The following is a 23,443-nucleotide window of genomic DNA, read 5'->3' as shown; positions in this document are numbered from 1 at the left end:
CTCAAAGTTTTTTGTTTATTAACTTATATTGGCCCAAATACTGGTACGCTTATGTATTTGTTGATAGGTTTTGTTTAATGGAAGATTTTTTTTCATGGATAAATTAGGGTCTTCTGTAAGCACCTCTACTGCTTTATTTCTTGCCAAGTGCAACTCTTTAGAATCTTTAACGATATCGGCTATTTTTAAATTTAAGACCCCACTTTGTTGTGTTCCCATCAAATTTCCTGGACCTCGAAGCTTTAAATCTACCTCAGCAATTTCAAAACCGTCGCTGGTTCTTACCATTGTCTCTAGTCTTGTTTTAGAATCGCTAGACAATTTTACTCCCGACATGAGTATGCAATAACTTTGATCCGCCCCACGTCCTACTCGACCGCGTAACTGGTGTAGTTGAGAAAGTCCAAAACGTTCTGCACTCTCGATGATCATGACTGAAGCGTTAGGAACGTTGACTCCTACTTCTATAACCGTAGTAGCTACCATAATTTGAGTTTGACCTTTTACAAAACGCTGCATTTCAAATTCTTTATCTGCTGGTTTCATTTTACCGTGTACAATACTAATTTTATAGTCTGGTAATGGGAATTCTCGCTGGATACTTTCATAACCATCTTGCAAATCTTTATAATCCATGGCTTCTGATTCCTCTATAAGTGGGTAAACTACATAAACTTGCCTTCCTTTAGCAATCTCGTCTCGCATGAATTTGAATACACGTAACCGAGCGCTATCAAACCTATGGACCGTTTGAATGGCTTTTCTTCCTGGGGGTAATTCATCAATTACAGAAACATCTAGGTCTCCGTAAGCACTCATGGCTAAAGTTCTTGGAATGGGGGTTGCCGTCATGATTAAAACATGTGGGGGTAATTCGTTTTTCATCCACATTTTGGAACGCTGAGCTACTCCAAATCTGTGCTGCTCATCGATAACGGCTAATCCCAAATTTTTAAATTTTACTTTGTCTTCTAAAATAGCATGTGTTCCTATGAGTATCTGCAAAGATCCGTCTTCTAAAGCGGTGTGAATTTCTCTACGAGCTTTTACTCTTGTAGAACCTGTTAGTAGTTTGACGGTGATATTGAAAGGCCCTACCAGCTCCGACACAGCTTGAAAGTGTTGCGTAGCTAGTATTTCTGTTGGAGCCAGCATGGCAGTCTGAAAATTATTGTCTAGTGCTATTAATATGGTGAGTAACGCTACAATTGTTTTTCCTGCCCCAACATCTCCTTGCAACAACCGATTCATATGTGCTCCCGTGGCCATATCCGTTCTAATTTCTTTTAGCACTCTTTTTTGAGCGTTGGTCAAACTGAACTTTAAACCCGTTTTGTAAAAATCGTTAAAATACTCCCCTATATGCTCAAAGACATAGCCTTTAATTTTATCTTTTCTTACCAGTTTATTTCTGATGAGTTGCATTTGTATATAAAAAAACTCCTCGAATTTTAAACGTTTTTGAGCACGAGCCAAAAACTCGTGATTTTTAGGAAAGTGTATATTGAACAACGCTTCTTTTTTGCTCATTAGTCCCAAATCTAACATCATTTCGTCAGACAAAGTTTCTTGTATATACGGAAAACACTCTTTTAGCAAATTCTGAATTGCTTTTGAAAAAACTTTATCCGTAAAACCTTTAGCACTCATTTTTTCTGTAGATGGATACACTGGCTGCAAACCTGCTGCAAAGTTTTTTTTGTGATGTATTTCCAACTCCATCTCTGGATGAGGCATACTGAATTGTCCATTAAAGTGATTGGTTTTACCAAAAATAATGTAGGGCTCGTTTATTTTGATTCCTGCTTTTAACCATTTGGTAACTCTAAACCAAACCAACTCTATCGTTCCTGTTTGGTCTTTAAACGTGGCTACCAATCTGGTACCTCTTTTTTGCTTGACCTCTTTTACATCGGTTACAATTCCCTTTAGCTGCACCTCTGCATTGTTTGGTAACAACTCTCTAACCGTAAATATTTTGGATTTGTCTACGTAGCGATTTGGAAAAAAATTTAAAAACTGATTGGCAGTGAAAATGCCAAATTCTTTTTGCATTACCGCTGCTTTGGCAGGACCAATTCCTGATAGGTATGTTATACTCGTATCAAAATCGAACATGAAATACTATCTTATTTACTTGCAATTAGCAAATTGTTTGTTCTTAAAACTTTATCGTACTGCTCTACTTTACAACCCAAATTTTTAAAATAAAGCTTTAATTGAGCTTCTAAAAAATTATTGTTTTGAAGCATCCCTACATTAAACACTAGAATTCCTTGATAAGAAAGGGCGTTATAAAGATAATCACAAAATTCTTTGGAATAAAATTGTGTTGGTACTTTTTGATCTACAAATAGGTCTGCAATTACCAAATCGAACTGCTCTTTGTTATGTCTTATGAAGTTAAAAGCATCGTCGTGAATTATGGTTAGTTGATTATTTTCTAGAACAGCAAAATCATGTTTAGCAATTTCGATCACCTTCTGATCAAACTCAACAGCTTTTATTGGGTGATGATATTGATATTTGTCTCTTAATGATTTTATAACACTACCTGCTCCCAGACCTAACAATAACACCGAGTTTACTTTTGACAAGTCGATTTTATCGAGTCCAAATTCCATTATTTCTTGAAGAGATCCATATGAGTAATTTGCGTTTTTACTGTCCAGCATTTTTTTTCCACGATAATAAGTTACTTCTAACATCCCGTTAAAGTCAGTTAGAGTTTTGGTGGTCACTGGCCAGATGTAGCTTATGAGTCTTTTAAAAAGCATTTTTTAACGATGATTAACAAAGTCAAAGATAGAAAAGTGACAGGTTTTAGTCCAACAATACTATTCTTTAAATTAAGTAAGTATTGCCTCTTGACAATTAAAAAACACGTAACTTTGCAGCCAAATAGTTCTGAAATATATGAGACTTCATAGAAATTTGGTTTTTACCGTTATAGATTCGTTAGAAGATGTATTCAATGAAAAAGAATACGCTGATAAAGTTGTACAGAAAGCCTTAAAAAAAGATGCTCGTTGGGGAGCAAGAGATAGAAAATTTGTTGCCGAGACCATTTATGAAATTGTACGATGGAAAAGATTGTACAACGAAATTGCTGGTACTAAAGATCATTATTCCAGAGAAAATTTGTGGAAAATATTTGCTGTTTGGGCAGTACTAAGAGGTATTGATTTACCTGATTGGAAATATTTTGTGGGTACTCCTGTTAGAAGAATTAAAGGTAAGTTTGACGAACTGCAAACCAATAGAGCTATTTCACAATCTATTCCGGATTGGATGGATGAATTGTGTGCAAAGGAACTAGGAGAAAAAAAGTGGACTGCTGAATTAAAGGCACAAAACATTCCTGCTTCTGCTATTTTGAGAACCAACACCTTGAGAGGATCTAAAAAGCAGTTACAAGACTTACTTGCTAAAGACGATATACTAACGAAACCTATTAAAGGATATCCGCTTGCGTTAGAACTTAACGAGCGTAAAAATGTATTTAAAACTGCCGCTTTTAAAAGTGGATTATTTGAAATGCAAGATGCTTCCTCTCAACTGGTTGCTGAGTTTTTAGATGTACAACCAGGTATGAGAGTCGTGGATACTTGTGCTGGTGCAGGAGGTAAAACTTTGCATATTGCTGCTATTATGGAAAATAAAGGTTCTATTATAGCTACTGATATTTATGGAGGTAAATTGGTAGAGTTGAAAAAACGTGCTAAAAGAGCAGGTGCTTTTAACATAACTACTAAAAAAATAGAATCTTCTAAAACGATAAAAAAACTTTATAACACCGCGGACAGAGTTTTAATTGATGCTCCGTGTTCTGGAATAGGTGTTTTAAAACGTAACCCAGATAGTAAATGGAAATTACAGCCAGAATTCATCAATAACATTAAAGATACACAAAGAGATATTTTATCTCGTTATGCTAAAATTGCAAAAGTTGGTGGTAAAGTAGTTTATGCTACCTGTTCTATTTTACCCTCTGAAAACCAAGAGCAAGTAGCAAGGTTTTTAGGCTTAAATCCTAATTTTAAATTGATAAAAGACAAAAAAGTATTGGCTTCAGAATCTGGTTACGATGGATTCTACATGGCTTTGCTAGAAAGGATGGAATAGCATAAAACACTATTTTCTTGTCTATAGAAAAACATAAAATCACCGCTTTAAATATTTTAAAGCGGTGATTTTGTTTATACTCTTATTAGAATTCAACTTTATGTGATTGTAATACTTACTGCAAATCATCAAAAAAAGTTTGAGACAATTATAAGAGTAGTAATATACTTACAGTTTATTTTTTTGCGACACTAAATCCGTTTACATCTTGGTAATGCTTTACCACAAAATTAAAAGCAGTTTCTAAAACTTCTCCCATGCTATTACATTCTTTAAACTTAGTGTCTTTTGTATAGTCAAATAAGTCTTTTTTTAATTGTGCTATTTTTTCGTCAGGCGAAATTCTATCTTTTAACATACAGTTTAACAGCTGCCTTATTCGCTTTTTTCCTAAAAGAATTCTTTTAGCTATGGTAGATCTTTCCTCTTGTTTGTACTGTTGAATGGATTCTGGTCTTAGATTGTTATGTACCATCTCCACATATTGATTGTTTTCTTTTAAAAACTGAGGCATGTATACTTTTAATCGACCTTCGTAACACTGCTGATCAAAATCAATAGCTCTAATTCTGTAACGTACCTGATCAAAATCGTGTGTGGGCACAATTACGTAATTATAAGACCTCATATCTCCCAATAAACGAACAATACAACGCTCGTTGAATTTTACATATTCTTTAGCTATTTCTTTCTGCGTTCTTATGGAATATGCTTCTAAGCCTTCTTCTATAAATGTATCTCCTGGAATTCCAGAAATATGATCTTCTATTAAAGTATCCTTATAAACCAAGAAGTTAATTCTGTTGGGAGATAATAAATGTTCTAGTTCCAAACCATACACCCTAGAGGCATCTGCCTTTTTAATGTACATATAAGTGTAATTATCGTTTAAAACATTACGCACTTTAATTCTAAAAGGTTTGGAATTCCCAAACGTACAGTAATCTACAGCATCTATATTTAAAAAAGGAACTGAAGTATCTGAACCATCTCCGTGTAAAATTGAATATACTTTTTTTAAATCTTTATCTATATGCGTGCGTTCGTGTTCTGGATAATAAACCCGAATCCATAAGGTGTCATCTCCGTTTTCATCATACACTTCAATTCCTCCTGAGAACCGTAAAAGATCATCATAAAAAACAGGAATTAATGCATTTCTATTGTACTTGGTTAAATACTCATCAAAAAAGGGCTGAATAGGATATGTAGGTTTTTTCTTTGATATTTTTTGATATTCAGAATCCTGCATATTATACTTTTCTTTTTTTGTCGTAAGGAATACTAGACAACAAATATTTGATAGCATAAATTCTAGCAAATGTTTTTTTATTTGCTTTTATAATTTTCCAGGGAGCATAATCCGCATTGGTTTTTTCGAACATCACATCTTTGTAGGCTGTGTACTTATCCCAAAGTTCCTGAGCTTTTTCATCTACAGGAGTAATTTTCCATTGCTTTAGTGGATTGCTCTTAATCTCTTGAAAACGTTTGGCTTGTTCTTCTTTAGAGATAGACATATAAATTTTAACCAGTTTTATCCCCGATGAAACAATCATTTTTTCAAAATCGTTTACACTGTTCATAAAACTCTGATATTCTTCTTCAGTACAAAAACCGTTTACTGGCTCTACTACTGCTCGGTTGTACCAACTTCTATCAAAAAAAACAATTTCTCCTGCTTTTGGAAATTTGTTAATGTAACGCTGGAAATACCACTGTGTTTTTTCTTCTTGAGTGGGTTTTGGTAAGGCTACAATTCTAAAGTGACGTGGATTAATTCTTTCCGTAATCCTTCTAATAGCTCCTCCTTTTCCTGCTGAATCCCTTCCTTCAAAAATAACAATAACTCTGTCGTTTTTTTCAATAATTTCTTCGTGCATCTTAATCAACTCCTTTTGCAGTTTTTTAAGATTCTTTATATAATTAACGCTTCTTAGAGATTTTGATACATTTACATTTTCATCTCTTAACAAGAATTGCAAACCTTTTTTACTATTCAGGTATTTAAGATTTTTGGCTGTTAACTTTTCCATATTCATTAATCAATTTGATAAGATGATCTGAAATAATGCATCACTACATTAGGATCAGGAAATAAATTTGTTTGAGCTTCTGATTTTCCGTCATAATCAAATTTAGACAGGACGTAACGAATACTTTCTAAGCGAGCTTCTTGCTTGTCATTTGTTTTAACGATTACCCATGGACTGTAAGTTGTGTGCGTTTTACTAAACATATGCGCTTTGTAGGTAGTATATCTGCTCCACAATTCTTGTCCTTTTTTATCTACAGGACTAAATTTCCATCGTTTTAAAGGATTTTCTTGTCTAGAATCAAAGCGAGCAGCTTGCTCCTTTTTAGAAATGGACAACCAAAATTTAATAATAATTAAATCATCTTCATACAGCATATGTTCAAATTCCGGTACTTGAGCCATAAAAGTATTGTACTGCTCATCTGTACAAAAACCCATTACAGGTTCTACTACTGCTCTGTTGTACCAACTTCTATCAAAAAAAACGATTTCTCCGGGATTAGGTAATTCTTTAATATAACGCATAAAATACCACTGCCCTCTCTCAATATCTGTCGGTTTGTTTAGTGCTACTAATCTGGTAGAACGAGGATTCAGATGCTCCATAAACCTACGAATAGAACCTCCTTTTCCTGCTGCATCTCTACCTTCAAAAATTACAGCAACCCGTTTATTGTTCTTTTTAACCCACTGCTGAAGCTTTACCAACTCTATCTGTAATAGCTTTAGTTCGGTTTCGTATTTATTTTTATTGATGATTTGAGAAACATCAATATTTTTTGCTTTTAATTTCTCAATTAATTCAGTTCTAGTAACTACTGATTCTAAATCCTCGGCAGTTAACTTTTCTTTTTCACTCATCTATCTAAAGGATTATGATCTGTTTATCGTCAAGTAAATATAAGAATTCTTAGTTTTTTAACATAGTTTAAGAAGCATAATAATTGTATTTTTGCAGCTCATTTTTTTAATTTATGAACAAATCAATAACCCGTTTTCTCGTTCCCTTTTTATTTGTTTTAAACATCAACGCTCAAAAACTAATTAACGAGGAGTTTGGTTTTATTACTGAGAACGATTTGTATGTATCATTGGTGTCCGATAAATATTATACCAATGGCTTGGAGCTATTTTACAAGAAAGCCAAGTCTAGCCAATTTTATCATTTTGATAAAAAAGTAACTTCTGTAAGAATTGGTCAAAAAATATACAATCCATTAAGTCCTTCTTTAACCTCTTTTTCTTTGCATGATAGACCTTTTGCTGGTTATACCTATGGACAATATAATATACTCTATGCCAACAACAAACACCTATTTTCATTAGGTTTAGAAGTAGGGTACACAGGTAAAAAAACAGGAGCAGAAGAAGCTCAAAATTTTGTTCACACGCTCTATAACATTGGTGAAGCTACAGGTTGGAATCATCAAATAAGACAAAGAATAGGTGCTGGATTAAAAATTTCTTACATAAAAAGTTTATCAGATGCTGATGAGAGTTTATTTCAAGTTTCGCTACTGAATAACATCAATATTGGAACTATTTTTACTGACGTAGAAACTGGATTTGCATTAAAAATTAGAAGTTCTAAAACGCAACAAACTACCGTTCACAATTCTATGTTTTACAATACGGAATTAGAGACAAAAACAAACGCTTGGATTAAAGAAAAATTTTGGGGCTTTAAATCTTATGTTCGTTACCAGTTGAAGGACGAAACCGTTACGGGTGATTTACACGATAATTTTCTAAATAAAAGTTTTAATATCACCCCTTGGGTCTGGTATAATGAAATTGGGTATTACTGGAATTTAAAGCGATGGAATTTTAGTTATCATCAGGTTTTTTACACTAAAAACACCAAAGAAATTGTATCTAGCTGGATACGATATGGAAGCATTAAAGTATCTTATAAATTTTAGTGCTTATTTTTCTCTTCTATCCATTTAGACATGTACATGGTACTTTTTAAAGTGTGATGTTGTAGCATACTACCCACAAAATTCTTGCTTCTATTTTTCTGATAATTGTTCATTAAACTTGCTAAGTTTTGCGTAAAAACAGCTCTATAAGAGGCTTTATCAAATCTATTTTTTAAAACTTGCCTACCCTTAGCTGCCATGCGATTCCATAAAACCTCATCCGTGTACAGGGCTATTGATTTTTTAATAAAATCATCTGTAGAATTGGCTACAGATTGTATCATATCTATATTACCAAACATACCTTCCGCTCCTATCTCACTAGTAACAAACGGAGTATTATTTTGCATAGCATCTAATAACTTTCCCTTTAAACCGGCCCCAAACCTTAGAGGAGCTAGACATACCTTGGCTTTTTGCATAATTTTTGACACCTCTTCTGCCCTGCCCACTACATGAAATCCTTCTTTTGCATTGTTTAATTGAAATACTTTTTGTGATGGATATCCTCCGTAAATATTGAGATTAGCATTGGGCAATTGTTTTTTTAGTAGTGGCCAAATATTTTTTTTGAGCTCTAGCACGGCATCCCAGTTAGGAGCGTGAACAAAATTACCGATAAACATAAAGTTATTTCTTTCCGAAAACTTAGGAAACTCCTCCTCCTTTACATTTACAATAAACGGAAAGTACCAAAGTAAATATGATGGAATTTTATATTCGTTTAACAGGTATTTCATCTCAAATTCAGAAATAGTTAAAGTAGCATCGCATCTGTAGATACTGGCTATCTCTCTTTTCGCATCTTCTGAAGCAATCATCTCAACAGGTAATGCTAAATTATTTTTCACAGCTTGTTGTCTCGCTTTTCTTAAAAAATGTAAGTCTTCTGAATCCAACATCTTTATTGCGTTTGGACAAATTTTTGCTACTCTCCAACCAAACTGTTCTTCCATCATAAACCGATCAAATAGAACGATGGACGGTGATAGTTCTTCTAAAAATTCATCAAAAGAAGAATTATTTAGCGCTATGGAAACAGTTTGAATTCCTAAAATCTCCAAATCAAAAGACGTTTCTACCCTCTGAGCTGGAGAGGCAAACACTACCTTGTAATGAGACAAACTAAATTGCTCTATAATTTGTAACATTCTACTTCCAGCAGCTGTTGCAGTGGGTTCTGGCCATACATAACCAATAATTAAAAGTGTTTGCATTTTACAAAAATATAGAATTGATTTTACAGCACTTTCATTTGCTTTGTTTAAATTTATTAACCGTATGGAACCATTAAAAAACGTATATAATTCAGCTTTTTTTGACACTTTTTTAACCTATTTAGATAAAGTGGTTACTGATTTAGATAAAAGTCAGTTTAAAAAAGATATTTTTTTTGAGGAATGGAAATACTATGAACTCAAGGATAGGATGCATCACATTGCAAAAACGCTACACACTTATTTAGATACTAACTTTAAAGAAGCCGTTAAACAAATAAAAAATCTCGTTAAAATTCTTTTGCAAAACAAAATTAAAGGAGGTTTTGAATATCTATTTTTACCAGATTACGTAGAGATTTATGGCATCGATTATCTTGAAGATAGTGTTACGAGCTTTGAAACTATTACTACTTTTGTGAGTTGCGAATTTGCCATTAGACCTTTTATAAAACTGAACGAGCAATATGTGATGGCTAAAATGAATGCATGGAGCTTTGATGCTAATTTACATTTACGTCGTTTGGCGAGTGAGGGGTGTAGACCAAGATTACCATGGGCCATGGCTTTGCCCGTATTTAAAGATAATCCTAGTCCTATACTACCCATTTTAAAGAATCTCTTAAACGACCCCGAACTATACGTTAGAAAAAGTGTTGCCAATAACTTAAATGATATTTCCAAAGATCATCCTAATATTTTAATAGCGCTCACAGAAAAACATTATGGGGAAACGGAGCATACCAATTGGATTTTAAAGCATGCAAATCGTAATTTACTGAAGCAAGCAGAGCCAAGAATTATGGAGATATTTGGTTTTGGAAATAACAAGCAATTAGATGTCCAAAATTTTAAAATCTCTACACGTCATATTCAATTGGGAGATGAGTTATTTTTCTCTTTTAATTTGATTAATAACAGCGATACTGAGTCTTTAGTTAGACTAGAATATGCTATCTATTACTTAAAACAAAATGGCTCACTTTCAAAAAAAATATTTCAAATTAGTCAAAAAGAATATACCCGTCATAGCGTTACTCCAGTTACCAAAAAGCAACATTTTAAACCTATTAGTACTAGAAAGTATCATTTTGGCATGCACCAAATTGCAATTATAGCCAATGGAAAAGAATTTGAGGCTTTAGATTTTTCTTTAACCTCTTAGCTGATAAGAGTAAACCAATTAAAAGTAGTTAGGAACTAATGGATTTAACCAATATACTTAGCAGTAGATTAGATAAGGATTTTTTAGTCCAGTTATTTAACGAACAGAATGAAGTACACCAAAGTGCTATTCAGATATCCTTAAAAAATCATCAACCTCAATCTTGGAGAGCTACTTGGATTTTATCTAACTGTACCAAAGCAAATGACAACCGAATAAAACCTTATGTAAATGATTACATAAAAGCGATTGTTGATAAAAAAGATGGTCATCAAAGAGAAATTTTGAAAATTCTCTTAAAAATGAAACTGAACGATGAGCAAGAGGGTCGACTTTTTGACATTTGCATGAATCTATGGGAAAATATTGGTAAAGCTTCTGGGTTGAGATACTTATCTTTTAAATTTATTGTAAAAACCTGCGAAAAATATCCTGAATTAAACGGAGAACTGGTATATGTGTGTCAGGAGCAATACTTAGAAAATCTCACCCCGGGAATAAAAAAAATAATCGCTCGAATTGTTAAAACAGGTAAATAACTTATTTATTTCCATACTTTTAGTATATTGATTCTTGCAAAAATGTCAAAATCCATCTAATGATTAGAACTTCTTCGATAGCAACCATTTGTTTTTTTTTCGTATTTACGCTACAAAGTTTGTATGCTCAAGACAAACTCAACAATTATCAGTATTTATTAATTCCCGAGCAACTTTCTTTTCAAGATACCCCTAATGAATATAATGTCAATCAATTATTAAAATCTGAACTGTCAAAGCGAAATTTTAGAGTCTATATTTCTGGTGATACGATTCCTAAAAAAATTAAGCCTTGCGAAATTTTGAGACTTAATGCAACAAAATCTGGATTTCTATCTACTAAAATGAGTTTGAGCTTTAGTGATTGCTATGGTATAAATATTTATACCTCTACTGAGGGTAAAAGTAAGATTAAACAGTTTAAACCAGCAATTTATGAGGCTTTAAAAAAAGCTACCAACGATATAAATATTGTAGAACATCAGTACAATGCTGCTGCGGGAACTACAGAAATTCCGAAGAAATCTACAGAAGTATTGAAGGATATTTTTAAAAATGCCACGGTTCTAGAATTTCAAGGAAACCAATATTATTTTGTTAAAAGAAATGATTCTTATGACGTATATCTTGATAAAGATAAAATTGGTAGGATCACTAAAATAAATGGACCTCACAATTACAAAATTGACACCAAAAAAATAAGCGGTTATGGTGATTTTGACGAGTTTGGTAACTTTTATCTTTACAGAAAAAATCCATTAAACCAAAAAACCATAAAAGACACCATGTTAAGAATTGATTGAAAACAATAAACATTTGTTAATAAATATTTTTGTTTGGTCTTTAAATAATTGTAACTTGATTTGATATTACAAACTTATATCTTATCGGTTATGAACAATCCTAGAAAAGTAAAATACCCCATAAAAAAATTAATTATTAATTTAACTGCCTTACTACTGATAGCTGTTTTTTCATTTCAGTACTTTGTAAAAACAATACTCCATGAAAGTTTGTTTCAGATTAAGTTTCTTTTAATTTATCTTTTTTTTGTGGAAGGCTTCACGATTCTTTATAAAATGATTGCCTACCATTTTAATGACAAAAAATTTTCTTACTATTATACTTATAGACGCAAAAGAAGAAGAAGATCTACAAACACGCTAAGAAGAATATTTTTAACCCTAAAGCAGTTTTCTTATTAGAAAAATAAATATTGGTCTTTAACTAGAACTATTAACTTAAGCTGTAAAAGATTGTGTATGCACAAACCTTTCAACTATTAAAAGGTTTTAAATAATCACAGCTTTTGCTGTACTCAGAACATCCCAAAGCCGTTTTTCCTTTTTTAATGATTCCCTTCTTACATTTAGGGCAAGTATCTCCTTCTTTAACTACAAGTTCTTTTTTGGTCTTTAATTTTAGGTGATAACTATCATCAAACACAATGGCTCCATCTTGTTTTCCTTGCTCGGTTTTGAATCCTTTTAAGTTAACGGTGCTTCCTTTTTCTAGCAATCTCATCAATTGATTTTCTGATATCTTTTTCCCACTAAACTCAAAAGGCATCAAAAAATTACAATTCTCGTTATACTTACTACACCCATAGGCTTTTGAACCTTTTAACAAATGACCTTGCTTGCACTTTGGACATTCCTTGCCTACTATACCTTTGCTTTCTTTTTTTGTAGAAGTTACCACCTTTTTTGTAACAACATCAACTTGAATGGGTTTATGATTCGATAGCCTCACTTCTACCACCAAATCGTCTACCATTTTTTTCATGTTCTTGATAAAAGTTCCTGCATGATAATCCCCTTTTTCTATATCTTTCAATTGTTTTTCCCACTCCCCTGTTAATCTTGCAGACTTCAACAACCTATTTTGAATGGTGGTGATTAACTGAATACCTGTTGAGGTAGGTAGTATTTGTTTTTTATTTCGTTCGATATAATTTCTTTTAAAGAGCGTTTCTATAATACTAGCTCTGGTAGAAGGTCTTCCAATACCGTTTTCTTTCATCAAATCTCTTAACTCATCATCTTTAACCTGCCTACCTGCCGTTTCCATAGCTCTTAACAAACTAGCCTCTGTATATTGTTTGGGAGGTTTGGTCTCTTTTTCTAAAAACGAAGGTTCGTGTTCTCCAGATTCTCCTTTTACAAAAGTGGGCATTATTTTTTCTTCGTTTGCCTTTTTTGCTTTGCTTTCATTTTTGTCATTCGTTTTAAAAACAACTCTCCATCCTTCTGAAATAATTTCTTTACCCGTAGTTTTAAAACCAATCTTTTCTACTTCTGCTAGGACTGTTGTATTAGACACGTCACTATCTGGATAGAACACAGCAATAAAACGTTTTGTAATAATATCATAAACCTTTTGCGCATTGGCATGTAAAGGAATTTCTATTCCGGTTGGAATAATAGCATGGTGGTCAGTTACTTTTTTATCATTAAACACCTTAGCCGACTTTTTAATTTTAGCTTCTGCTAACACAGGAGCTGTTAAGCTAGCGTATTTTGTCAATTTAGATAAAATTCCTCTTACTTTGGGATACACATCGTTGGGTAAGAAAGTGGTATCAACTCTAGGATATGTGACTACTTTTTTCTCATACAATCCTTGCGTTATTTTTAAAGTTTCATCGGCAGTATAACCGAATTTGTTATTGCAATACACCTGTAACCCCGTTAAATCAAATAATTTAGGAGCATATTCTTTTCCTTTCTTTTTTTCTACTGATACTATTGCTAAAGGCTTTCCTTTGATGAGTTGCATGGTTTGCTCTCCATCTTCTTTTTTAAGATAACGGCCTGTATCATTATTAAAAACTGTATCTCTATAAAGTGTTTGTATTTCCCAGTATGGTTGAGATTTAAAATTCTGAATTTCTAAAAATCTTTTTACAACCATGGCCAAAGTGGGGGTTTGTACCCTTCCTACTGACAATACTTGTCTATCTCTACCATATTTTAACGTATATAATCTTGTAGCATTCATCCCCAAAAGCCAATCTCCAATAGCTCTAGAACTTCCTGCATAATATAGATTATCGTATTTTTCAGCTGGAATTAAGTTATTAAAACCTTCTTTGATAGCTTCGGTAGTTAAAGAGGAAATCCACAATCTCTCAACTCTACCTTTGTAACCCGCCTGATTGATAACCCACCTTTGAATTAATTCTCCTTCTTGACCAGCATCCCCGCAGTTGATAACAACATCTGCTTTATCAAACAAAAACTTAATGGTTCTAAACTGTTTTTGAACCCCTTTATCTTCCATTACCTTTACCTCAAAACGGTTAGGAAGCATGGGCAACGTATCTAAATTCCAACTCTTCCAATGAGGCTTGTATTCGTGCGGGGCGTATAAACCACATAAATGACCAAAAGTCCACGTTACCTGGTATCCATTTCCCTCAAAATAACCATCGCAGCGTAAATTAGCTCCTAAAACAGAGGCTATTTCCTTAGCTACGCTTGGCTTCTCGGCAATACAAACTTTCATCTATAAAGATTTTAGATAGGTTAATTAATTATATTTGAAAACAAAATGAGTAAAACAAATATAACGTAAACTTAGACTATTATAATAGAAAGATATTCACAGATTAACGACCTAAATACTACACCCTAAACTAAAAACATGAACAAAACATTAATTTTAACACTTATTGTATTAAGTCAGTTTTTTGGAACCTCTCTTTGGTTTAGTAGTAATGCTGTTTTAAGTGATATAGCCATAGCTCATCATTTAGAGAATAACAATTTGCTCACGTCCCTAACGATTGCTACGCAACTAGGGTTTATATTGGGGAGTTTGTGTTACGCCCTACTCAACTTAGCAGATAGATATAGAGCCAACATTGTTTTTAGCATCAGTATTTTATTGGGTGCCTTGTTAAACGCTATGATATTAATACCTGAACTAAGTTTTACTCAAATTTTTGCAATTAGGTTATTCACCGGTATATTTCTTGCTGGTGTATATCCTGTGGGTATGAAAATAGCAGCCTATTATTTTCCCAAAACCTTAAACAAAGCTTTGGGTGTTTTGGTGGGTGCCTTGGTATTAGGAACTGCTTTTCCTCATTTTATTGCTAGCTTTAAATTCAACTTTAATTGGAGTCTTGTCATACTCATCAGTTCTTTCTTGGCTGTTTTGGGGGCTCTTATGATGTTCTTTTTAAATACTCCTTCAAAAAAAGAAATTCAAAAAATAGATTTTACTATTATTCCAAATCTCTTTAAAAAACAAGATTTTAAAAGAGCTGCCATAGGTTATTTTGGTCATATGTGGGAACTTTATACCTTTTGGGCTTTCACTCCCATCATTATCAATTATTACAATAGCGTACAAAACACTAACTATAGTGTTGCTCTATGGTCTTTTATTATAATTAGTGTGGGAAGTATAGGTTGCGTTATCGCTGGAAAACTAGCAGAAAGTAAAGGAAGTTTAAAGGTTGCTAAGTGGGCTTTATTAATTTCGGGTTTGTGTTGTTTGTTAAGTCCAATTCTTAGCTATTTACCTGCTCCTATTCTTTTTGCTTATTTAATTTTGTGGGGACTAACCGTGGTAGCAGACTCTCCATTGCTTTCTACGTTAATTAGTAGAGCTAGCATTGCCAACTACAATGGAACCGCCCTAACTATTTCCACCAGTATAGGCTTTACTGTTACTATTATCAGTATTTATGCTTTAAAAATATTATTAAATTACACAGACATTAACATTGCTTTGTTAGTCCTAGCAATAGGGCCCATTACAGCTCTGTACAATTTAAAAAATAAGTAGAAAAAAGCTTTGAAACTTAGCTTTCCACTTTAAAATATCATTTTTCGATAATAGATTGTCGTTGATAACTAAACCTTTTATAGAAACTGATTTCGTTGTAAACGTGTTCGAAATGCTCGTTATTTTACAATGATCGATATGTAACAAAATTAAATTTGGTAAGGTTTGTAATGTTAATGGTAACTCCTTAAAATTATTGAAAGATAGATGCAATACTCTTAACGATTTTAAGCCTGACAATTCTACGGGTAACTCGGTTAACAGGTTATTTTCCATATACAGATTAACCAATTGAGACAACCCATTCAAGTTTTTACTTACCCTTTTTAGGTGATTATTTCTCATCCAAAGCGATCTTAGCTTGGGCAATTCAGATAAATAAGTAAAGTCGTTAATAAATTCTAGACGATTGTTAGATAAATTTAATTCTTTGAGAGATTTTATAAATACAATCTCTTTAGGTATTTTTCTTAATTGATTGTATTGACAATCTAAAAATTCCAATTTGGGTAGACGACCAATTAGTTTAAAAGCAGAACTGAAATTTAATGCTGGGTTTCCATTTAATGATAGTTGAGATAGTTTTTTGAATCGTACAATCTCCTTAGGTATTTGATTTAAATTATTATTATTTAAAATTATAACCTCTATATTCTCAGGATTTTCAACACTAAGTAAAGTTTGCTTGATAGTTTCTACATCGTAAATATTGGAAAGATTTACTACTCTCAACTGCCTAAAAGATGATAAATCGACAGCTTGTTTCAAATGACTTAAATTTAATCGATAAACGTTTCTTGATGAACTTGAAACATCGTAAGTGCGACTATAAAAAGTTTTAGACACGTTACAAGAACATAAAATTAGAGCAATCGACAAGTGGAAAAGAAATCTCATTTACAAAGTATTTTTAAAAGCAGATACCTCTCCCTGCAAATAGAGACTATTTTTTCTGCTCACGTGCCATGGAAATCTAGGATTCAACCCAAAACTATCGTGCAATTTATTCTGAATATATGCCCCTAACTTATTGCTTTCTAGCCCTGAGTTTATTTGATATACTAAATTATTTTTTTGATACTTATAAGCGAAATATGCATTGGCATAGAACAAACTAGAATGAATTCCTGTAGTATACCAAACGTTCTTTCTACCATCATCAGAATTAACCGTATTATCCGCTATTTTAGTGTAATCTTGTTTTGGTGTGAACAGTTCTATGACTACACCCATCTGTTGAATTTGATTTGTATGAGTAGCATGTAAGTAACTAAGATATAAACTCCCCGTGTTTCCAAAATCAGTAGCATCTCCGTAGAACAACGCTCCCCCCTTGAAGTCGTTTTTAAAGGCTAAATTAAAAGAGTTGTTGTTTTTAGAAAACCTCATTAAAAACCTACCAATTCTCTGATTAAACTCTGATAAACTATAAGGCAAATACTCTTTTTCAAAACCAAATCCTACTCCGTAAAAAGAAGAGTTTTCTTGAGGTTGATAGCTTACTGAGTTGTTATATTGACTAAGCGATGAACCTAGTAGATTCTCATTACGTCCGTGTCCTAATAAGTAAAACACATCATAACCTTTAATGAATCCTTTGGTAGTGACTGTATGTCTCTTAGATATATATCCTGTATACACACTAACTCCTAATTCTGTAGATATGGTATTTGAACTGGCTACACCAAATAAAGACAAGCCTGTTTTAATCAGCGAATTTTGACTTCCCAACACAATGCTGACATCTAAAGTTGCTGCTCCATTGAGCCTTACAACCTGTGCAACGGTTTTGTTAGTACTGAAGAGGATTAAAACAGTTAAATAATTTAAAAAAAACTTCATTCGTAATTTTAACGCTCCTAAGTTAACAAGTCTATTTTACCTCGTTTATTTTTAAAGCATTATTTTTTTATATCTGGACGATAAAAGTCTAATTTTATATAAATTTTAAAGAATTCTATGTTGTTCAAAAAGCATTTACTGCAAAAAGCAATTATTGTTTTGTTTTTGGGAAGTTTGAACCTTCACCTTTACAGTCAATCTATAGAGATGGACAGCAGTAGTGTGTTTGATGTTGAAGCTCTTGACTTGAAATACCATAAGGCAAAAAAAGCCAGAGAATTAAACGAGTTGGAGGCTATTAAGCGTTCCATCACCTCTTCCACAGTTATTAGAGGTTATCGCTATGATTTAAATATCGATCAACTCGAAAATATCTTATTTGTACAACGTGTTAATCAGTTTTTAAAAAAGCAGCAAACGTCTATTTTCAACACTAGTGTTTTAAACATTCCAAACGTAGATTTAAATTTAAAAGGAAATGTGAATATTAATGGTATTACACAAATTGTAACTATTAAAGGAGATTTAAATGGTTACTACGGTAAGTACAACCTGCAACTCACTTACCACAAAGGAACTAACAATGTAAAATACATTTCTAGGTTATTAAACGAAAGGTATCAAGAAGGTTTAGCTTTGAGACTCAAAATAAACCTAGGTAAAGAGCATAAAAAAAAGCAACCTAAATTTAAATAGGTTGCCTTTTTTTATATGATTGTGTGCTACTTATTTTTTTAAATACATTTTTCTTCTTGAGTATAACTCATAAAAAGTATCGTCTTTTAGGTTCTCTATAAATAAGATAGATTCTCCGGTAGATTTCATTTCAGGCCCCAAAGTTTTGTCTACATTTGGAAACTTGTTAAAAGAAAACACAGGTTGTTTTATTGCAAATCCTTCCAATTTCGGGTCAAAATTAAAGTCCGTTACTTTATTGATTCCTAACATCACTTTAGTAGCATAATTTACATAAGGTTCTCCGTATGCTTTAGCTATAAAAGGCACTGTACGAGAAGCTCTTGGATTGGCTTCAATGATGTATACCGTATCGTTTTTAACAGCAAACTGAATATTGATTAGTCCAACAGTTTTCAAAGCTACCGCAATCTTTTTTGTATGCTCTTTTATTTGATTCATTACAAACTCACCCAAGTTAAACGGTGGCAACGTTGCGTTTGAATCTCCAGAGTGTACACCACAAGGCTCAATGTGTTCCATAATACCAATGATGTAAACGTTTCCGTCAGCATCACAAATAGCATCAGCCTCTGCTTCAATAGCCCCTTCTAAGTAATGATCTAATAATAATTTATTTCCAGGAATAGAACGTAGTAACTCCACAACGTGAGCCTCTAATTCTTCCTTATTGATGACAATTTTCATCCCTTGCCCTCCTAATACATAAGACGGACGAACCAAAATTGGGAAATCTAAGTTATCTGCAATTTCTAAAGCTTCATCGGCATTGGTTGCTGTTCCGAATCTTGGGAAAGGAATATCCAAAGAAGTTAACATATCAGAAAAACGTCCTCTGTCTTCTGCTAAATCTAAAGCTTCAAAACTAGTTCCCATGATTTTAATACCATAAGCTTCTAACTTTTCTGCCAATTTTAAAGCCGTTTGACCTCCTAACTGAACAATTACTCCTTCTGGCTTTTCATGACGGATAATGTCGTATATATGCTCCCAAAATATTGGTTCAAAATACAATTTATCAGCAGTATCAAAGTCTGTAGAAACAGTCTCCGGGTTACAGTTAATCATAATGGTTTCGTAACCTGCTTCTTTAGCAGCCAAAACCCCATGTACACAACAGTAATCAAACTCAATACCTTGTCCAATTCTATTAGGACCAGACCCTAGTACCACTACTTTTTTCTTTTCTGTAACAATAGATTCGTTGGCAGATGCAGCTACTCCGTCTTTGGAGATTTGAACATTTTCAAAAGTAGAATAGTAATAAGGTGTATTAGCCTCAAACTCAGCCGCACAAGTATCTACTAATTTGTATACACGCTTAATGTTTAATTCTTCTCTCTTTTTGTATACTTCAGATTCTAAACATCCCAACATATGAGCAATTTGTCTATCCCCATACCCTTTTTGTTTAGCCTCCAACAACAACTCCTTAGATAAAGTATCTAATTTGTATTTAGAAATTTCTTTTTCTAAAGCAAACAACTCTTCGTATTGCTTTAAATACCACATATCAATTTTAGTGATATCATAAATTTTACGTAGAGAAATTCCTGCTTTAATGGCATCGTAAATAGTAAATACTCTATCCCAAGATGCATAGGTTAATTTGGAAATAATGGTATCGTAGTGAGTTTCCTCTTTGCCATCTGCTCCCAAACCGTTGCGCTTAATTTCTAAAGATTGTGTCGCTTTATGCAATGCTTCTTGAAAAGAACGTCCAATTCCCATAACCTCTCCTACAGCTTTCATTTGTAAACCTAAAGTTCTATCAGAACCTTCAAATTTATCAAAGTTAAAACGAGGAATTTTTACAATTACATAATCTAAAGTCGGCTCAAATAATGCTGACGTGTTTCCTGTAATCTGATTGTTTAATTCATCCAAATGATATCCTAAAGCCAACTTAGTCGCTAGTTTTGCAATTGGATAACCTGTGGCTTTTGAAGCCAATGCAGAGGAACGAGATACACGTGGATTGATTTCAATAGCAATAATATCTTCTTTCTCATCTGGTGACACTGCAAACTGTACGTTACATCCTCCCTCAAAATCTCCGATAGAACGCATCATTTTGATGGCCATATCACGCATTTTTTGGAAAGTAGAATCACTCAACGTCATTGCTGGTGCAACGGTAATAGAATCTCCTGTATGAATTCCCATTGGATCCATATTCTCGATAGAACACACAATTACTACGTTGTCATTTGCATCACGTAACAATTCTAGTTCATATTCTTTCCACCCCATCATTGCTTTATCAATCATTACTTCGTGAATAGGAGAAATCTCCAATCCATTACGTAATAATTCATCAAAGTCTTTTTCATCATATACAATGGCTGCTCCTGCTCCTCCCAAAGTAAACGAAGAACGAATACATAAAGGGAAACCAAATTCTTGTGCTATTTTTTTACCTTCTAAAAATGATGTTGCTGTTGCTTGGGGTGCCATTGCTACTCCAATTTTGCCCATCAATTCTCGGAACTGCTCTCTATCCTCCGTGATATTGATTGCATCAATATCAACACCAATCATTTCTATTTTGTAGTCTTCCCAAATTCCTTTTTCATCAGCTTCAATACACAAGTTTAACGCAGTTTGACCTCCCATAGTTGGTAATACGGCATCAATACTTGGGTGTGCTTCTAAAATTTCTTTAATAGATTTTGTTGTTAAAGGTTTTAGATACACATTGTCTGCTAATGACGGATCCGTCATAATAGTTGCAGGGTTAGAATTGATCAAAGTTACTTCAATTCCTTCTTCTTTTAACGAACGGATAGATTGTGATCCAGAATAGTCAAACTCACATGCTTGACCAATTACTATAGGACCAGAACCTATAATTAAAACCGATTTGATGTTAGGATTTTTAGGCATACTCTTTATTTTGTTGCAAAGATAATAATCTGATTATCTTTGGTTGAACTACATTCTAAAAAAAAATTCAAAAAAAAGGTGTTACTAAAAAAAAGTAACACCTAATATATTATAATGAAAGCCTCATTATTTCTTATGTCTTGGTGACGAAGAAACAGTTAAGCTTTTTCTACCTTTAGCTCTTCTACTAGCTAAAACTCTACGTCCGTTAGCAGATGCTATTCTTTCTCTGAAACCGTGCTTGTTTCTTCTTTTTCTATTCGATGGTTGAAACGTTCTTTTCATTTTAATTATATCTTACGTCGTTTATTTAATGCTTTAGCTATTTTTTGAAAACCATGGAGTTTTCTTTAGCGACTGCAAATATATGCGATTATTTAAAAACAACAAATGTTTTTATTCAAAATTATTTTTTTTTCGTTTGCCCTCATCAATTGCCTTTGTTCTCCCACTTTCTATTATCTCTCAATATTTATTACTAAATAAAGTCTAGAAAATACAGTATCAAATAGTTAAATACCCCACTTAAAATGTACTCAGAAAACTTACTTGTTTTTCTATAGAAGTTTGTACTTTTGCACAAACAATTTATAATGGCAAACACAAAATATGTTTTTGTAACCGGTGGTGTTACTTCATCACTTGGTAAAGGAATTATTGCTGCTTCTTTAGCAAAGCTTTTACAAGAAAGAGGATACAGAGTTACCATTCAAAAATTTGACCCTTATATTAATATAGACCCTGGAACATTAAACCCATACGAGCATGGGGAATGTTTTGTGACGGATGATGGTGCTGAAACTGATTTGGATTTGGGTCATTACGAACGTTTTTTAGATGTAAGGACTTCGCAAGCAAACAATGTAACAACAGGTAGAGTTTATCAATCCGTAATAAACAAAGAACGTAAAGGTGAGTTTTTAGGTAAAACAGTTCAAGTTGTTCCTCATATTACCAACGAAATCAAAGATCGTATACAAATCTTAGGAAAATCAGGAGATTATGATGTGGTTATTACAGAACTTGGAGGTACTGTTGGAGATATTGAATCTTTACCATATATAGAATCTGTACGTCAATTAACTTGGGAATTGGGAGAACATAATGCAGTTGTCATTCACCTTACCCTAATCCCCTACTTGGCTGCTGCTGGAGAATTAAAAACCAAGCCAACGCAACATTCTGTTAAAATGATGATGCAGAATGGTTTGAATCCAGATATATTAGTTTGCCGTTCAGAACATTTCATTCCAGATGAAATTAAACGCAAATTAGCTTTGTTTTGCAACGTGCAAAAAGAAGATGTTATCTCTTCTTTAGATGCAGAAACTATATATGACGTTCCCAACATGATGTTGCACGAAGGTTTAGACAAAGTTGTTCTTAAGAAATTAGCGATGACTAGTACTAAAGAACCTAAACTAATTGAGTGGAACAAATTTGTAGAAAAACATAAAAACCCTTTACACAAAGTAAAAGTTGGAGTTATTGGTAAGTATGTTGAGTTACAAGATGCTTACAAATCTATTGCAGAGGCTTTTATTCACGCAGGTTCTTCTCAAAGAATTAAAGTAAAGGTTGAATGGATTCATTCCGAAGAAATTACCGAAGAAAATATTGCCAAAAAATTACACGGATTGAGTGGAATTATGGTAGCTCCTGGTTTTGGGAATAGAGGTACCGAGGGTAAAATTGAAACTATTAAGTATGCAAGAGAAAACAACATTCCTTTTATGGGGATTTGTTTGGGAATGCAAATGGCTGTGATAGAGTTTGCCAGAAACGTTGTTGGATTAGCAGGTGCCAATTCTACAGAAATGTATGATAACCTAAAGTATCCCGTAATTAATTTGATGCAAGACCAAAAGGAAGTGACAGACATGGGAGGAACCATGCGTTTGGGTGCTTGGAGTTGCCAGTTAGATGATGAGTCTAAGGCATATAAAGCATACAATCAAAGTATTATATCTGAAAGACACAGACACAGATACGAGTTTAACAGTAAATTTAAAGAACAAATAGAAGAAGCTGGTATGAAAGCCACGGGAATTAATCCTAAAACAGGATTGGTTGAAGTGGTAGAAATTCCTTCTCACCCATGGTTTGTTGCTGTACAATACCATCCCGAATATAAAAGTACTGTATTAAATCCTCACCCTCTTTTTGTAGATTTTATCAACGCAAGTTTGGAGTATTTACAATCTAAATAAAATTAT

The 23,443-nt window shown here is 33.2% G+C and carries 19 protein-coding genes; 8 read left to right on the top strand and 11 right to left on the bottom strand.

What is annotated here, in order from left to right; genetic code table 11:
• Nucleotides 1-18: 18 nt before the first annotated feature.
• Both recG and ACXGQW_RS10850 read right to left on the bottom strand, forming a co-directional pair.
• Nucleotides 19-2,118: an ATP-dependent DNA helicase RecG gene (recG, locus tag ACXGQW_RS10855; protein ID WP_457822800.1), complete on the bottom strand. Its 2,100-nt coding sequence runs from the start codon at nucleotides 2,116-2,118 to the stop codon at nucleotides 19-21.
• 11 nt (nucleotides 2,119-2,129) lie between these two features.
• A complete protein-coding gene (locus tag ACXGQW_RS10850) occupies nucleotides 2,130-2,777 on the bottom strand; it encodes a spermidine synthase (protein WP_457822798.1) in 648 nt (215 codons plus the stop codon).
• Between the two features lie 139 nt (nucleotides 2,778-2,916).
• Between ACXGQW_RS10850 and ACXGQW_RS10845 the strand changes: the two genes are divergently transcribed.
• On the top strand, nucleotides 2,917-4,125 hold the full coding sequence (locus ACXGQW_RS10845; protein ID WP_457822796.1) for an RsmB/NOP family class I SAM-dependent RNA methyltransferase: 1,209 nt from the start codon (nucleotides 2,917-2,919) through the stop codon (nucleotides 4,123-4,125).
• A 175-nt stretch (nucleotides 4,126-4,300) separates the two neighbouring features.
• On the opposite strand, the gene ACXGQW_RS10840 is transcribed toward ACXGQW_RS10845, so the two are convergent.
• Genes ACXGQW_RS10840 through ppk2 (ACXGQW_RS10830) form a run of 3 tightly spaced genes read right to left on the bottom strand, consistent with a single transcriptional unit; the run spans nucleotide 4,301 to nucleotide 7,024 of the window.
• On the bottom strand, nucleotides 4,301-5,377 hold the full coding sequence (locus tag ACXGQW_RS10840) for a hypothetical protein (RefSeq protein WP_457822794.1): 1,077 nt from the start codon (nucleotides 5,375-5,377) through the stop codon (nucleotides 4,301-4,303).
• 1 nt (nucleotide 5,378) lies between these two features.
• A complete protein-coding gene (gene ppk2, locus ACXGQW_RS10835; RefSeq protein ID WP_457822792.1) occupies nucleotides 5,379-6,161 on the bottom strand; it encodes a polyphosphate kinase 2 in 783 nt (260 codons plus the stop codon).
• A gap of 5 nt (nucleotides 6,162-6,166) precedes the next feature.
• A complete protein-coding gene (ppk2, locus tag ACXGQW_RS10830; protein ID WP_457822790.1) occupies nucleotides 6,167-7,024 on the bottom strand; it encodes a polyphosphate kinase 2 in 858 nt (285 codons plus the stop codon).
• 113 nt (nucleotides 7,025-7,137) lie between these two features.
• Here ppk2 (ACXGQW_RS10830) and ACXGQW_RS10825 point away from each other — a divergent pair, with 113 nt between their 5' ends.
• On the top strand, nucleotides 7,138-8,085 hold the full coding sequence (locus ACXGQW_RS10825; RefSeq protein ID WP_457822788.1) for a lipid A-modifier LpxR family protein: 948 nt from the start codon (nucleotides 7,138-7,140) through the stop codon (nucleotides 8,083-8,085).
• Here the strand turns inward: ACXGQW_RS10825 and ACXGQW_RS10820 are convergent.
• Nucleotides 8,082-9,302 carry a glycosyltransferase family 4 protein gene (locus tag ACXGQW_RS10820; protein ID WP_457822786.1) on the bottom strand — a complete coding sequence of 407 codons (1,221 nt, stop codon included), beginning with the start codon at nucleotides 9,300-9,302 and terminating at the stop codon, nucleotides 8,082-8,084. The genes ACXGQW_RS10825 and ACXGQW_RS10820 overlap by 4 nt on opposite strands.
• Nucleotides 9,303-9,366: 64 nt before the next feature.
• On the opposite strand from ACXGQW_RS10820, the gene ACXGQW_RS10815 reads away from it, so the two are divergent.
• From ACXGQW_RS10815 to ACXGQW_RS10805, 3 genes are read left to right on the top strand one after another with little or no spacing between them, the layout of a single operon-like run.
• Nucleotides 9,367-10,467, top strand: coding sequence for a DNA alkylation repair protein (locus tag ACXGQW_RS10815; RefSeq protein ID WP_457822784.1), 1,101 nt, complete (start codon nucleotides 9,367-9,369; stop codon nucleotides 10,465-10,467).
• A 38-nt stretch (nucleotides 10,468-10,505) separates the two neighbouring features.
• A complete protein-coding gene (locus ACXGQW_RS10810; RefSeq protein ID WP_457822782.1) occupies nucleotides 10,506-11,006 on the top strand; it encodes a hypothetical protein in 501 nt (166 codons plus the stop codon).
• A gap of 59 nt (nucleotides 11,007-11,065) precedes the next feature.
• On the top strand, nucleotides 11,066-11,809 hold the full coding sequence (locus ACXGQW_RS10805; protein ID WP_457822780.1) for a hypothetical protein: 744 nt from the start codon (nucleotides 11,066-11,068) through the stop codon (nucleotides 11,807-11,809).
• Nucleotides 11,810-12,281: 472 nt separating this feature from the next.
• Here the strand turns inward: ACXGQW_RS10805 and ACXGQW_RS10800 are convergent, their stop codons facing one another.
• On the bottom strand, nucleotides 12,282-14,513 hold the full coding sequence (locus ACXGQW_RS10800; RefSeq protein ID WP_457822778.1) for a DNA topoisomerase 3: 2,232 nt from the start codon (nucleotides 14,511-14,513) through the stop codon (nucleotides 12,282-12,284).
• Between the two features lie 138 nt (nucleotides 14,514-14,651).
• Between ACXGQW_RS10800 and ACXGQW_RS10795 the strand changes: the two genes are divergently transcribed.
• Nucleotides 14,652-15,803: an MFS transporter gene (locus ACXGQW_RS10795; RefSeq protein ID WP_457822776.1), complete on the top strand. Its 1,152-nt coding sequence runs from the start codon at nucleotides 14,652-14,654 to the stop codon at nucleotides 15,801-15,803.
• Here the strand turns inward: ACXGQW_RS10795 and ACXGQW_RS10790 are convergent.
• Together ACXGQW_RS10790 and ACXGQW_RS10785 are read right to left on the bottom strand one after the other, a co-directional pair.
• Entirely contained in the window at nucleotides 15,789-16,571 is a 783-nt protein-coding gene (locus tag ACXGQW_RS10790) for a leucine-rich repeat domain-containing protein (protein WP_457822774.1), read from the bottom strand. The two genes, ACXGQW_RS10795 and ACXGQW_RS10790, sit on opposite strands and share 15 nt — an antisense overlap.
• A 129-nt stretch (nucleotides 16,572-16,700) precedes the next feature.
• Nucleotides 16,701-17,645: a hypothetical protein gene (locus ACXGQW_RS10785; RefSeq protein ID WP_457822772.1), complete on the bottom strand. Its 945-nt coding sequence runs from the start codon at nucleotides 17,643-17,645 to the stop codon at nucleotides 16,701-16,703.
• Between the two features lie 117 nt (nucleotides 17,646-17,762).
• Here ACXGQW_RS10785 and ACXGQW_RS10780 point away from each other — a divergent pair, with 117 nt between their 5' ends.
• A complete protein-coding gene (locus tag ACXGQW_RS10780) occupies nucleotides 17,763-18,341 on the top strand; it encodes a hypothetical protein (protein ID WP_457822770.1) in 579 nt (192 codons plus the stop codon).
• 30 nt (nucleotides 18,342-18,371) lie between these two features.
• On the opposite strand, the gene carB is transcribed toward ACXGQW_RS10780, so the two are convergent.
• Nucleotides 18,372-21,227 carry a carbamoyl-phosphate synthase large subunit gene (gene carB, locus ACXGQW_RS10775; RefSeq protein WP_457822768.1) on the bottom strand — a complete coding sequence of 952 codons (2,856 nt, stop codon included), beginning with the start codon at nucleotides 21,225-21,227 and terminating at the stop codon, nucleotides 18,372-18,374.
• Between the two features lie 126 nt (nucleotides 21,228-21,353).
• Nucleotides 21,354-21,512 carry a 50S ribosomal protein L34 gene (rpmH, locus tag ACXGQW_RS10770; RefSeq protein ID WP_457822766.1) on the bottom strand — a complete coding sequence of 53 codons (159 nt, stop codon included), beginning with the start codon at nucleotides 21,510-21,512 and terminating at the stop codon, nucleotides 21,354-21,356.
• Nucleotides 21,513-21,820: 308 nt separating this feature from the next.
• Between rpmH and ACXGQW_RS10765 the strand changes: the two genes are divergently transcribed.
• Entirely contained in the window at nucleotides 21,821-23,437 is a 1,617-nt protein-coding gene (locus ACXGQW_RS10765; RefSeq protein ID WP_457822764.1) for a CTP synthase, read from the top strand.
• Nucleotides 23,438-23,443: the final 6 nt, after the last annotated feature.

It is taken from the genome of Wenyingzhuangia sp. IMCC45533, from assembly GCF_054111225.1.
Note: the sequence above shows the minus strand (reverse complement) of the source record. Positions and strands in the feature narration are given on the sequence as shown.

What these genes read in the sequence shown, in the direction of transcription:
- recG (WP_457822800.1), bottom strand. Translation starts at nt 2,118, where the DNA reads ATGTTCGATTTTGATACGAGTATAACATACCTATCAGGAATTGGTCCT.
- ACXGQW_RS10850 (WP_457822798.1), bottom strand. Translation starts at nt 2,777, where the DNA reads ATGCTTTTTAAAAGACTCATAAGCTACATCTGGCCAGTGACCACCAAA.
- ACXGQW_RS10845 (WP_457822796.1), top strand. Translation starts at nt 2,917, where the DNA reads ATGAGACTTCATAGAAATTTGGTTTTTACCGTTATAGATTCGTTAGAA.
- ACXGQW_RS10840 (WP_457822794.1), bottom strand. Translation starts at nt 5,377, where the DNA reads ATGCAGGATTCTGAATATCAAAAAATATCAAAGAAAAAACCTACATAT.
- ppk2 (WP_457822792.1), bottom strand. Translation starts at nt 6,161, where the DNA reads ATGGAAAAGTTAACAGCCAAAAATCTTAAATACCTGAATAGTAAAAAA.
- ppk2 (WP_457822790.1), bottom strand. Translation starts at nt 7,024, where the DNA reads ATGAGTGAAAAAGAAAAGTTAACTGCCGAGGATTTAGAATCAGTAGTT.
- ACXGQW_RS10825 (WP_457822788.1), top strand. Translation starts at nt 7,138, where the DNA reads ATGAACAAATCAATAACCCGTTTTCTCGTTCCCTTTTTATTTGTTTTA.
- ACXGQW_RS10820 (WP_457822786.1), bottom strand. Translation starts at nt 9,302, where the DNA reads ATGCAAACACTTTTAATTATTGGTTATGTATGGCCAGAACCCACTGCA.
- ACXGQW_RS10815 (WP_457822784.1), top strand. Translation starts at nt 9,367, where the DNA reads ATGGAACCATTAAAAAACGTATATAATTCAGCTTTTTTTGACACTTTT.
- ACXGQW_RS10810 (WP_457822782.1), top strand. Translation starts at nt 10,506, where the DNA reads ATGGATTTAACCAATATACTTAGCAGTAGATTAGATAAGGATTTTTTA.
- ACXGQW_RS10805 (WP_457822780.1), top strand. Translation starts at nt 11,066, where the DNA reads ATGATTAGAACTTCTTCGATAGCAACCATTTGTTTTTTTTTCGTATTT.
- ACXGQW_RS10800 (WP_457822778.1), bottom strand. Translation starts at nt 14,513, where the DNA reads ATGAAAGTTTGTATTGCCGAGAAGCCAAGCGTAGCTAAGGAAATAGCC.
- ACXGQW_RS10795 (WP_457822776.1), top strand. Translation starts at nt 14,652, where the DNA reads ATGAACAAAACATTAATTTTAACACTTATTGTATTAAGTCAGTTTTTT.
- ACXGQW_RS10785 (WP_457822772.1), bottom strand. Translation starts at nt 17,645, where the DNA reads ATGAAGTTTTTTTTAAATTATTTAACTGTTTTAATCCTCTTCAGTACT.
- ACXGQW_RS10780 (WP_457822770.1), top strand. Translation starts at nt 17,763, where the DNA reads ATGTTGTTCAAAAAGCATTTACTGCAAAAAGCAATTATTGTTTTGTTT.
- carB (WP_457822768.1), bottom strand. Translation starts at nt 21,227, where the DNA reads ATGCCTAAAAATCCTAACATCAAATCGGTTTTAATTATAGGTTCTGGT.
- rpmH (WP_457822766.1), bottom strand. Translation starts at nt 21,512, where the DNA reads ATGAAAAGAACGTTTCAACCATCGAATAGAAAAAGAAGAAACAAGCAC.
- ACXGQW_RS10765 (WP_457822764.1), top strand. Translation starts at nt 21,821, where the DNA reads ATGGCAAACACAAAATATGTTTTTGTAACCGGTGGTGTTACTTCATCA.